Annotated in this window: 9 protein-coding genes and 1 riboswitch; of the genes, 1 reads left to right on the plus strand and 8 read right to left on the minus strand. The window is 64.8% G+C overall.

Annotation, left to right across the window (positions count from 1 at the left end; translation table 11 throughout):
• The 8 genes from F3J17_RS35205 to F3J17_RS35240 form a co-directional block, all read right to left on the minus strand.
• The coding region (locus F3J17_RS35205; protein ID WP_240161272.1) for an ABC transporter substrate-binding protein at positions 1-730 on the minus strand (730 nt) is incomplete at its 3' end.
• Between the two features lie 350 nt (positions 731-1080).
• Positions 1081-5070 carry a tetratricopeptide repeat protein gene (locus F3J17_RS35210; protein ID WP_167070344.1) on the minus strand — a complete coding sequence of 1330 codons (3990 nt, stop codon included), beginning with the start codon at positions 5068-5070 and terminating at the stop codon, positions 1081-1083.
• 216 nt (positions 5071-5286) lie between these two features.
• Complete coding sequence (gene metF / locus F3J17_RS35215) at positions 5287-6117, minus strand: methylenetetrahydrofolate reductase [NAD(P)H] (RefSeq protein WP_167070346.1); 831 nt, start codon at positions 6115-6117, stop codon at positions 5287-5289.
• Positions 6118-6169: 52 nt separating this feature from the next.
• Entirely contained in the window at positions 6170-6523 is a 354-nt protein-coding gene (locus F3J17_RS35220; RefSeq protein WP_027816095.1) for a phage holin family protein, read from the minus strand.
• Positions 6524-6677: 154 nt separating this feature from the next.
• The gene (gene ahcY, locus F3J17_RS35225) at positions 6678-8096 is read right to left on the minus strand and encodes an adenosylhomocysteinase (protein WP_167070347.1); all 1419 of its coding nucleotides are present in this window, start codon (positions 8094-8096) and stop codon (positions 6678-6680) included.
• A 33-nt stretch (positions 8097-8129) separates the two neighbouring features.
• Positions 8130-8250, minus strand: a riboswitch (S-adenosyl-L-homocysteine riboswitch).
• Positions 8251-8294: 44 nt separating this feature from the next.
• Entirely contained in the window at positions 8295-9065 is a 771-nt protein-coding gene (locus F3J17_RS35230) for a glycosyltransferase family A protein (RefSeq protein ID WP_167070349.1), read from the minus strand.
• Between the two features lie 183 nt (positions 9066-9248).
• A complete protein-coding gene (locus F3J17_RS35235) occupies positions 9249-9971 on the minus strand; it encodes an LrgB family protein (protein WP_167070351.1) in 723 nt (240 codons plus the stop codon).
• A 68-nt stretch (positions 9972-10039) separates the two neighbouring features.
• Positions 10040-10501, minus strand: coding sequence for a CidA/LrgA family protein (locus F3J17_RS35240; protein ID WP_167070353.1), 462 nt, complete (start codon positions 10499-10501; stop codon positions 10040-10042).
• Positions 10502-10629: 128 nt separating this feature from the next.
• On the opposite strand from F3J17_RS35240, the gene F3J17_RS35245 reads away from it, so the two are divergent.
• Positions 10630-11577 (plus strand): LysR family transcriptional regulator, encoded by a 948-nt coding sequence (locus F3J17_RS35245; protein WP_167070380.1) that lies wholly within the window; start codon positions 10630-10632, stop codon positions 11575-11577.
• Positions 11578-11628: the final 51 nt, after the last annotated feature.

Below are 11628 nucleotides of genomic sequence, written 5' to 3' on the forward strand. Positions count from 1 at the left end.
CCGGCTTCCAGTAATCCGGATTGCCGTCGAAGCGGATCGTCGCGTCCTTGGTGTAGCTCTTGAAGATGAACGGGCCGGTGCCGACCGGGTTCTGGTTGATGTCGGCGGCCTTGCCGGCCTTCATCAGCTGGTCGGCGTATTCAGCCGACAGGATCGAGGCGAATTCCATCGCCATGTTCTGGATGAACGGCGCGTTCGGCTCGTTCAGCGTGAACTTGACGGTGTACGGATCGACCTTCTCGACCCTGGCGATCAGCTTGTCCAGGCCCATGTCCGTGAAGTACGGGAACGACACCGGATACGCCTTGCGGAACGGCTGGTTCGGGTCGAGCATGCGCTGGAACGAGAACACGACGTCGTCGGCGTTGAACTCGCGCGAGGGCTTGAAGAACGAGGTGGTCTGGAACTTCACGCCGTGGCGCAGGTGGAACGTGTAGGTCTTGCCGTCTGCGGAAACATCCCACGATTGCGCGAGGCCCGGTTCGACCTTGGTGCCGCCGCGTTCGAACTCGACGAGACGGTTGTAGACGGTGAACGTGTTCGCGGTGAAGTCGGTGCCGGTGGTGTACTGCGCCGGATCGAAACCGGCCGGGCTGCCTTCCGAGCAGTAGACGAGTGTCTTGTTCGGAATGCTGTCGGCGTGCGCGAGCGGGGCGCCTGCAATCGATGCCGCTGCGAGCGCCACGAAGGACGTCATCCGTGCTGCACGCAACAGGTTGTTTTGTTTCATGTTTCCTCCAGTTCGGTGCCGGCCTGGGCCAGCGTAGCGCGATCTTACAAGAGCGGGGGGCGCGCTCACAAGGTAGCCAAAAAGGCCCGTCTCTCATGGAAAACGCCTGATTGACAGGCGCACTTCGGAATGCCTCACGCCGATCGACTGATTACGATTTAGCAGTCGTTTTTGCTGATTTTTATGTAGTTTTGGCCGTTTTCCTGGTCAGCCGCGCGTGATTCTGGATGTTTTGGCCACACGGGCCGTTGATGTCCTGCTCGCGCATCGGGCTTCTTGCGCCGACCCATCGCAAAAATCGCGCCGGATCTGCCTCAAGCAACATAGCGCATCGGCCTATGCCGTGTTCGCTAGAGGGCGCGCTCAGGTTGTTGTTTGGCGTCCACTTCGCACCAGTCGCGCCACATCGACCGGTATGCCGCCTCCATGTTGCGGGCGAAGCGCGCGCCGTCCATCAGCGGCGACGCCTGCATGCGCGCGCGCAAGCCGGCGCGCAGCGCGGCGAGGCGCGGCAGATCGTGGGCGAGCGCCACGACCGTCTGCGCGTAACCGGCGGCATCCGACGCGCCCAGATCGGCCAGTCCGAGATTGGCGAGCAGCGAGAGCCCGGCGCGGCTCGCGGCAACGCGCCCCGCGCGCGTGGGCACCGGCACGCCCATCCAGAACGCGTCGAGCGTCGTCGTGTGGCCGGTGTAGGGGAAGGTGTCGAGCGCGATGTCGATCTGCGCCCACGTGTTCAGATACGCGAGCCGTTGCTGGTAGCCGATGAACGTGACGCGCGCCGGGTCGATGCCATGCGCGGCCAGTCGGCGCTTGAGTCGCTCAAGCAGCGTGCCGGAGGTCGCCAGCAGGATCAGCCGCGCGTTGGGCAGCGCCGCGAAGATCGGCGACCATTGAGCGAGCGTGTCATCCGACAGCTTGCAAGGATTGTTCAGACAGCCAAACGTGATATGTCCCGCGTCCAGCGCCGGCAACGCGCTCACGGCCACGCTGCGATCCGCCTCGTCGAGCGGCGCGTAGCACCAGAACGTATCGGGCAGACGCAGCGATCGTTCGGTGTACTGCTCATCAACGCCGGGCACGCCGGGCGGGTCGAGCCACGGATCGGTGATGCGCCAGTCGATCGCCGCGCTGCCCGTGGTGCCGGGATACGCCAGCCACGCGACTTGCACAGGCGCGGGCCGCATCGCAAAGAGACGCCGCCGCGCGTTGGCCATATGCATCGTCAGATCGACGAGGATGTCGACGCCGTCGGCGCGAATCTGCTGCGCGAGTTGCGCGTCGTCGAGTGCGTGCACGTCGCGCCAGAGATCGACGTGCTGCTGGATGCGCTGCGTGATCGGGTCCGGTTCCGCGACGCTCGCGTAGCAGACGATCTCAAACTCCGCGTGATCGTGATGACTGAATAGCGGCAAGGTAAAGAGCGACTGGCAGTGATTGCGGAAATCGGGCGAGACATAGCCGATGCGCAGCCGCCGCGCCGGGTCGTGCGCGCTATCGCGCACCTTATCGCGCGAGTGGGCGTAAAGCGCGGGAGCAGCTAGCAGCGCCGCTTCGTGCTGCTGGCTGAAGCGTTCGGCTTCGGCACGGATGAGCGCGCCGTCGTCGGTGACGTACATCATCGCGTAAGCGAGATCGGCGTGCGCGCCGGCGTTGGTCGGGTCGCTCGCCACAGCGCGCCGCATCGCCGCCACGGACGCGCCCATCTCGCTCGCCCGCATCAACAGGCCGCCGAGCAGTTCATGCGTCTGCGCGAGGCTCGGGTCGATTTCGACGGCGCGCGTGTAGGCGTCGATGGCTTCGGCGCTGCGCTGCGTTTCGGCGTAGAGGTTGCCGAGATTGCGCCAGGCTTCGGTGGAGCCCGGCCGCAGCGTCACGGCGCGCGCGATCAGCGGCTCGGCTTCGGCGTGCTGCTTCGCCGCCGCCAGCAGACTGCCGAGGTTGCTGAGCGCGTCGGCGTCGTCCGGGTTGGCGGCGAGCGCGGCGCGATACGCGGTCTGCGCGTCAGCCGTGCGCCCCTTGCCAAACAACAGATCGCCGAGTGCGCTCCACGCGCGCGCATGCTTCGGCGAACCGGCGGGCGTCGTGGCGATGGCGTGACGCAAGGCGGCTTCGGCATCGTCGATGTGCGTCGGGCGCTGCGCACTCGCGCACCATGTCTGCCACATGTGCCGCCACGCGGCTTCCATATGACGAGCGAAACGCGCGCCGTCCATCAGCGGCGACGCCTGCATGCGCGCACGAAAACCGGCGCGCAGCGTCGCAAGACGCGGCAGATCGTGCGCGAGCGCTACGACAGTTTGCGTATAGGCGGCATCGTCATATGCAGCGAGTTCCTGCAGGCCGAGATTCGCCAGCAGCGACAGTCCCGCGCGCCCCGCCACCGCACGGCCGACGCGCGTGGGCACCGGCACGCCCATCCAGAACGCGTCGAGACTGGTGGTGTGGCCGTTGTATGGAACGGTGTCGAGCGCGATATCGATCTGCGCCCAGGTGCGCAGATAGTCCGCGCGCGGCTGGAAACCGACGAAGCGCACGCGCTCCTCGCCAATGCCATGCGCCGCCAGTCGCGCCAGCATGCGTTCGCGCGCGCTGCCCTGCGGCGCCATGAGCACGAGCCGCGCATCGGGCAGCGCCGCGAAAACGCCCGACCACAGCGCGAAGGTGGCGTCGGTGAGCTTGCACGGATTGTTCAGGCAGCCGAAGGTGATATGCCCGGCCGTGAGCGCGGGCAGTGCGGTCACGTCATGCGGCACTTCCAGCGGCGCGTAGCACCAGAAAGTGTCGGGCAGACGCAACGATCGTTCGGTGTACTGCTCATCGACGCCCGGCGCGCCCACGGGATCGAGCCACGGATCGGTCAGCCGCCAGCCGATTGCGGCACTGCCCGTGGTGCCCGGATACGCGAGCCACGCCATCTGCACCGGCGCGGGCCGCATCGCGAACAGCGCGCGCCGCGTGTGGGCCATATGCATGGTGAGATCGACAAGGATGTCGATGCCATCGTCGCGAATCTGCTGCGACAGGCGTGCATCGTCGAATTCGCGCACGTCGCGCCAGCGATCGACCATGCCGGTGAGTCGCGTCGTCACCTCGTCGGGCTGCGCGCTCGAATAGCAGACGATCTCGAAGTTCGCATGATCGTGCTGCGCGAACACCGGCAAGGTGAACAGCGACTGGCAGTGATTGCGGAAATCGGGCGAGACGTAGCCGATGCGCAGCCGTCGCGCCGGATCGGGCGTGTTTGCATATAGCGGCGCAGCGCCGCCGGGCTGCGCCGCGTCATGGCGTACGGCGTAGAGCTCCGCTTCGGCGCGAATGGCCATGCCGTCTTCGGTGGCGAACAGGTTCGCGTAGACCAGATTGCTGTGCGCGCCTTCGTTGCCCGCGTCATGCATTAGCGCATGCCGGTAGGCGTCGATGGCGGCGGCGATATCGCCGCTGGCTTTGAGCGCGTTGCCATAGTTGCTCCACGCATCGGAAAAGTTGGGCTTCAATTCGATGGCGCGTGCAAACGCGCGCTGCGCGCGGTCCACGTCGCCAAGGTCCACGAAGACGTTGCCGTAGTTGTTCCACGCCGGCGCATTGTCGGGCGCCAGCGTGACGGCACGTTCGAGCGTAGCCTGCGCTTCGTCGATGCGTCCCGCGTCGCGCATCAGGCTGCCCAGGTTGGTCAGCAAATTCACGTCGTCCGGGGCGAACGTGAGCGCGTGCGTCAGCATCGCCAGCGCCTGCTGTTTGCGACGCGTCGCAATCAGCACGTTGGCGAGGTTGTTCCACGCATTGATGTGGTGCGGATCGAGCTCGATCGCACGGTGCATTTCGGCTTCCGCGCGCGCGTAGTCGCCCAGCCCGAACATGATGGTGCCGAGGTTGAAATGCGCGATGCCGTTGTCCGGCTCCCGCTTCACCAGACGCTCCAGCAGCGCGGCAGCGCGCGCGTGTTCGCCTCGCGCGTCGTAGAGGTTGGCGAGGTTATTGAGCGCGTGGGGGTAATCGGGATCGAGTTCTAGCGCGCGTGCGAGTGTGGCGATCGCCATGTCGCTTTCGCTATGGGAATCGAAGGTCAGGGCGAGGCCGACCAGCAGCCTGGGCTCTACGCGCAGCGCCACGGCGCGCTCGATCAACGCGCGCGCCGTCAGCCGGTCGCGGCCGATTTCCAGGATGCCGGCCAGATGCAGCGCGTCGATGTTTTGCGGATCGGCAGCCAGCAGCCGCTGGCATTGCGCGCGCGCCGCATCGTGATCGCCCGCGCGCCAGGCGGCGAGCGCATCGGAAAACACGGGCAGCGCGATGGAATCGCGCTGGGCGCCGGAGTCGGGAGCAGAAGGAAGCGTCATGGGCGTGGCCCGCTTCGCCAGGATGAGGCTCAGGTGCGCGATCGGGCTTCAGAAAAAATTAAGGCAAAAAATAGCCTTCGATTATTGGCGCCGTCTCATTTGGGAGAATTTGATCGCAGTCAAGAATCTGACGTCGACAAAGAAAAACCGCGCGGCCCGGAAGTCCGGAACCGCGCGGTTCGTATTTGCTCTGCGACGTATGCAATCAACGCATGATCACAGCGCAAGCCGCTCGCAGATCGCCTTGGTCGCACCCGCCGCATTGAGCGTATAGAAGTGCAGACCCGGCGCGCCCGCCTCGACGAGACGGCGGCACAGGTCCGTCACCACGTCGAGGCCGAACGCGCGAATCGACTCGCGGTCGTCGCCGAAACTTTCCAGACGCTTCGCGACCCAGCGCGGCACTTCCGCGCCGCACATTTCCGAGAAGCGCATGAGCTGCGAATAGTTCGTGATCGGCATGATGCCGGGCACGATGGGAATATCCACGCCCAGCTTCTTTGCGTCTTCGATGAAGCGGAAATACGCGTCCGCGTTGAAGAAGTACTGCGTGATCGCGGAATCCGCGCCCGCTTTCACTTTCTGCGCGAACGCTTCCAGATCGTGACGCGGCGAGCGCGCCTGCGGGTGGTATTCGGGATAGGCGGCGACTTCGATGTGGAACGCGTCGCCGGTTTCCTCGCGGATAAAGGCGACGAGATCCGACGCGTAGCGCAGTTCGCCCATCTCGCCCATGCCCGAAGGCAGGTCGCCGCGCAGCGCCACGATGTGGCGGATGCCGTGCGAACGGTACTGGCTCAGGATGTCGCGCAGGCCGTCACGCGTTGCGCCGATGCACGAAAGGTGCGGCGCCGCGTCGACGCCTTCCTTCGCGATCTCCGCGACGGTGTCGAGCGTGCCTTGCTGCGTCGAGCCGCCCGCGCCGAAGGTCACCGACACGAAGCGCGGCTTGTGCGTGAGCAGTTGCGCACGCGTGGCGCGCAGCTTCTCGACGCCTTCCGCGGTCTTCGGCGGGAAGAATTCGAATGAGAGTTCGATCGGTTTCATGATCGCTTGTGAGATAGGCCGGCCACGGCGTCAGGCCGTGGCGCGGCGTGCATCAGCCGAGGCTGCGGTTGCCGAAAATCAGCGCCGACAGCAGCCACGAAACGATGCTGTAGAGGATCGAGCCAAAGAACGCCGACCAGAATCCCGACACCTCGAAGCCCTTGAGCAGCGACGCGGCCAGCCAGAAGCACAGTGCGTTCACCACGAGGATGAACACGCCGAGCGTGAGGATGGTCACGGGCAGCGTCAACACGATGAGCACCGGGCGCAGCACGGCGTTGATCAGGCCGAGCACGAGCGCGACGATCAGCGCGGTGCCGAAACTGCGTACATGGATCGACGGAACCAGCCAGGTGATGATCAGGAGCGCGAGTGCGTTGATCAGCCAGGTGAGCAGCACGGTCATGTTGAAAGTCCTCTTCTCGTCGTGATTATGCGGTGCGCCCGCGCGCGTTAAAAAAAGCGCGCGGGCGTGTGCACAGCATCGGGCTGGTCGCTTAAACGCGGCTTAAAAATAAGGGCCGCGTTGTAGCGCTTTGTATCTGACCGTAACGGCGTGCTTAGTAGCGGTAGTGGTTCGGCTTGAACGGACCGTTCTTGTCGACGCCAATGTACGAGGCCTGGTCGTCCGACAGCACCGACAGGTTCGCGCCAATGCGATCCAGGTGCAGACGGGCAACCTTTTCGTCCAGGTGCTTCGGCAGCACGTAGACCTTGTTTTCGTACTTCTGGCCTTCGACGAACAGTTCGATCTGCGCGAGCGTCTGGTTCGTGAACGAGTTCGACATCACGAACGACGGGTGGCCCGTGGCGCAGCCCAGGTTCACGAGGCGGCCTTCAGCCAGCAGGATCACGCGCTTGCCGTCCGGGAAGATGATGTGATCGACTTGCGGCTTGATGTTTTCCCACTGGTACTGGCGCGTGGAAGCAACGTCGATTTCCGAGTCGAAGTGACCGATGTTGCAGACGATCGCGTTGTTGCGCATCGCCTTCATGTGATCGTGGTTGATCACGTGGAAGTTGCCCGTTGCCGTCACGAAGATGTCGGCGTGCGGTGCAGCGGCTTCCATCGTCACGACGCGGTAGCCTTCCATCGCGGCTTGCAGCGCGCAGATCGGATCGATTTCCGTGACCCAGACGGTTGCGCCCAGACCGCGCAGCGATTGCGCGCAGCCCTTGCCCACGTCGCCGTAACCGGCCACGACTGCGATCTTGCCCGCGATCATCACGTCGGTCGCGCGCTTGATGCCGTCGACCAGCGATTCGCGGCAGCCGTACAGGTTGTCGAACTTCGACTTCGTCACCGAGTCGTTGACGTTGATGGCCGGGAACGGCAGACGGCCTTCCTTTTCCATCTGGTACAGGCGATGCACGCCCGTGGTCGTTTCTTCGGTCACGCCCTTGATGTGCGCGAGGCGCGTCGAGTACCACGTCGGGTCGATGGCCAGATGCTTTTCGATCGACTTGTACAGCGCGACTTCTTCTTCGTTGGTGGGCTTGGCGATGACCGAGCGGTCCTTTTCAGCCTTCGAGCCGAGGATCAGCAGCAGCGTTGCGTCGCCGCCGTCGTCCAGGATCATGTTGGCGAATTCGCCGTTCGGCCATTCGAAGATGCGGTGCGAGAATTCCCAGTATTCGTCGAGCGATTCGCCCTTGAATGCGAACACCGGCACGCCGCCCTGCGCGATGGCAGCGGCTGCGTGATCCTGCGTCGAGAAGATGTTGCACGAGGCCCAGCGCACGTCGGCGCCCAGAGCGGTCAGCGTTTCGATCAGCACGCCCGTCTGGATGGTCATGTGCAGCGAACCTGCGATGCGCGCGCCCTTCAGCGGCTGCTGCGCCTTGTACTCTTCGCGGGTTTGCACGAGACCGGGCATTTCGGTTTCGGCGATATTGAGTTCCTTGCGGCCCCAGGCGGCAAGCGACATATCGGCGACGACGAAATCGTTGGCTTGATCTTGCGGAATTGCGGCGTTCATCACGCCCTCCTTTCTAAAAGTGACTAGAAATTAAAGACGTGAGCGCCGTTTTTTCAGTGCGGCCGAGGCTTGGAAACCGGCCGGATTGAGCATCTTCGAGCCTGGCGGGTCATGCGGTCTGTTACCGCGCCCCGTCGCAACGCTCCTCGAAGACGAGGCGTGATTGTAGCAAAACGCGATGACAGACGCGCGGCGGATTCAGGTGGCCAGTTCAACCGAACGCAGTTGGCGTACGTTCGTGGTCGCGGCGTCGAGGTAGGCCCTGGAAGCCCGCATCGTGTCTGCGGACGCGACGGGGTCGGCCTGCGTGAATCCCATCTGGATATTGAGAAAGCGTTCCGCGTGAATGCCGTCGTGATAGTGCATGCGTACACGCTTCGCATCCGTCAGGCGGCGCTGAGCAAAGATATCGCTGAGCACCCAGGAAAACGCGCCATCCTCGCCGCCGTGCCGACGGAACACCTCGTCCATCGGAAAACCGCCCAGCGACAGAAACACGCTGCGGCGAATCACGAGACTGCTGGGCACCGTGTTGCTGAGGATGGCGCAATGACGCTCGAAATCGGGGTGCTGGGTGATGCGCGCCGGAAAGCCCGCGAATTCGACCTCGAGCCGCACCGCCACGTCCTGCGGACGCTGCGCCAGATGAGCCTGCGCGGCAGCCAGCGCGCCGGGCAGATATTCGTCGTCGGCGTCGAGAAAGGCGATCAGCGGTGTATTCGCGTGCAGTGCAGCCCAGTTGCGCGCGCGCGCCGCGCCGCCGTTGCGCACGGTCTGCAGCAGGCGGATGCGCGAATCGTGCATCGCGAACGTCCGCACGATCGACGCCGAAGCATCAATCGAGCCGTCATCGACGACGATGATCTGCGCGAGATCCGCTTGCAGGTCTTGAGAGAGGCAACTTTGCAGCGCGCGCGCAATCGTGGCGGCGCCGTTGTAGCACGGGATGATGATGGAAATCGGGGACATGAAACGCAACGCGAAAGAGCCGAACCAGCCGGTCGAGCCTGATGGCCCGGCTTCGGTGTCCTGATCTTAATCGCGTCGCAAAATTTCAGACTGTCGTGAAGCGTCCGGGAGCGCCAAATTGGGCCCAAATAGCGCGCGCCTGCGCAAGATTCGAATTTGTCCTGGCCCGCCGCGCCTGAAAACTCAAACCGGCAGGAAACCCAGCGCCGGCGCGATCAGCACCATCACCACGCCCGCAATCATCATCGTGAGGCTGGCGACCACGCCCTCTTCGCGCCCCAGTTCACGCGCCTTCGCGGTGCCCACGCCGTGCGCCGCCGCACCGAACAGCGCGCCGCGCGCGAGCCGCGTGCGCAGCGGCACGAGCCCCAGCACCAGTTCGCCGAACAACATGCCGCACACGCCGGTGGCGATCACGAACAGAGCGGTGAGGTCGCGCGGCGCGTGGATCTTGTCGGAGACGGCGAGCGCGAACGGTGTCGAGATCGAGCGCGTCATCAGGCTGCGCTGCAGTTCCGGCGACAGATGAAGGAGCTTGGCGAGCGCGAGCGAGCCGCCCACCGCCACGATGATGCCCACCGACACGCCGACGGTCAGCGAAATCCAGTGGCGCTTCATCAGATCGCGGTATTCGTAGATCGGCACAGCGAAGGCGACGGTGGCGGGACCGAGCAGCCACATCAGCCAGCGCGTGTCCTGAAAATAGACCGGATACGGAATATGCAGCAGCAGCACGAGCGCCGCGAGCACGGCAGGCACCGCCACGAGCGGCGTGAGCCACGGCGAGCGAAAGCGCGCGTAAAGCGACTTCGAGGCGAAATACAGCGCGACTGTCAGGATGAAACAGCCTGCGGCGATCAGCCGCGAAGCATCGTCGGCGAACAGGGATGCGTAAAACGTGTTCATGACGGGATCATCCTTTGGGAGTGCGTAAGGTATTCGGCCGATGCTCGCCAGAATGGCCGTGCATCAGATCAGGCGCGCGCCAGATGGCGGGCGTGGCGCACGTTCTGCACGCGGCGCAGCGCAAGGCGGCGCTCCAGTTTCGCGGCCTGCTCCACGGCGAACGCCACCGCGAACATCACCATCAGCGTGCCGCCGACCACCACCAGCGCGAGACGCCAGCCGTCGGCGCGAAACAGGCCGCCGTACTGCACCGCCGCCACCGCGGCCGGGATGAAGAACAGCAGCATGTCGGAGAGCAGCCAGTCCGCGCCCGCCTTGACCCAGCGCGGCGTGACACCGCCGCAGAACAGCAGCGCGAGCAGCAGCACGAGGCCCACCACGCCGCCCGGCACGGGCAGATGCGCGGTGCGGGTGAGTGCGTCGGCCACATACCAGACACCGGCGAGGAGCGCCGACTGCGCCGCGATCCGGCCAGCACGCGCCATCAGACCCTTTTGCGGGGCGGCAGCGGAGGTGTTCGGTGCAGTCATGGCAAACCCTAAGTGACAGTGGAATGGAACTGAGTATAGGGTGCAGCGCAGCATAAATATAATGACTTGTAATCATCGACTTCATTCCATAATGGAATGTACGAGCAGCCGATCAAGGAGACATGACCGTGGAATTGCGCGCGCTACGCTATTTCATCGAGGTGGTACGGCAGCAGAGCTTCACTGCCGCCGCTGAAGCGCTGCACGTGACCCAGCCCACCATCAGCAAGATGGTGAAGGCGCTGGAGGACGAAACCGGCACCCCGCTGCTGCTGCGCGACGCGCGCCAGATGGTGCTCACCGACGCCGGGCGCATCGTTTATCAGCGCGGTCAGGACGTGCTTGCCGCGCATGCGCAGTTGCAGGCCGAACTCGCCGATCTCGGCACGCTCGGGCGCGGCGAAATCACGATCGGCATTCCGCCGATGGGCGGCTCGCTGTTCACGCCCGCCATCGCCGCGTTCCGCCAGCGCTATCCCAGGATCGAACTCAAGCTGTTCGAGCAGGGCTCGCGCGCGATCGAGGCCGCGCTGATTTCCGGCGAACTCGAACTGGGCGGCGTGCTGCTGCCGATCGACCCGGAACAGATCGACGTATTGCCGATCTCGCACGAACTGCTGTGGCTGGTCGCGCCGCGCGGCTCGCGCTGGGACGGCGCGGCGAGCGTGCCGCTTGCGGATCTCGCGGCGGAACCGTTCGTCTTTTATGGCGAGAGCCTGGCGCTCAACGACGTCGTGCTCAACGCCTGCCGCGCCGCCGGTTTCACGCCGCAGATCGTGGGCCGCAGCGGTCACTGGGATCTGATGGCTGCGCTGGTGCTCGCGGGCGTGGGGATCGCGCTGCTGCCCGCGCCTTATGTGAGGCGGCTCGATGCGGCGCGCTTCACCTGCCTGCCGGTCGCCGATCCACAGATCACCTGGGACATGGCGATTGGCTGGAAGCGCAACGGCTATCTGTCGCATGCGGCGCGCGCGTGGCTTGCCGTGGCGCGCGAGGAATATGGGAAGCCGTCGACGTTTCTCGATGATTTCGTGCGCCCGCCGGGACTGGAAAAGTCCGCCGACGAGCGCGCTTAACGAGCGCGTATAACGTACGCGCGAAAAAAGCCGCCCGGCTTTCGCCGGACG

Source organism: Burkholderia sp. Ax-1719 (assembly GCF_011753055.1).
GTDB lineage: Bacteria > Pseudomonadota > Gammaproteobacteria > Burkholderiales > Burkholderiaceae > Paraburkholderia.

Excerpts from the sequence above, each read along its gene's own strand:
- F3J17_RS35210 (WP_167070344.1), bottom strand. The coding sequence starts at position 5,070 with ATGACGCTTCCTTCTGCTCCCGACTCCGGCGCCCAGCGCGATTCCATC.
- metF (WP_167070346.1), bottom strand. The coding sequence starts at position 6,117 with ATGAAACCGATCGAACTCTCATTCGAATTCTTCCCGCCGAAGACCGCG.
- F3J17_RS35220 (WP_027816095.1), bottom strand. The coding sequence starts at position 6,523 with ATGACCGTGCTGCTCACCTGGCTGATCAACGCACTCGCGCTCCTGATC.
- ahcY (WP_167070347.1), bottom strand. The coding sequence starts at position 8,096 with ATGAACGCCGCAATTCCGCAAGATCAAGCCAACGATTTCGTCGTCGCC.
- F3J17_RS35230 (WP_167070349.1), bottom strand. The coding sequence starts at position 9,065 with ATGTCCCCGATTTCCATCATCATCCCGTGCTACAACGGCGCCGCCACG.
- F3J17_RS35235 (WP_167070351.1), bottom strand. The coding sequence starts at position 9,971 with ATGAACACGTTTTACGCATCCCTGTTCGCCGACGATGCTTCGCGGCTG.
- F3J17_RS35240 (WP_167070353.1), bottom strand. The coding sequence starts at position 10,501 with ATGACTGCACCGAACACCTCCGCTGCCGCCCCGCAAAAGGGTCTGATG.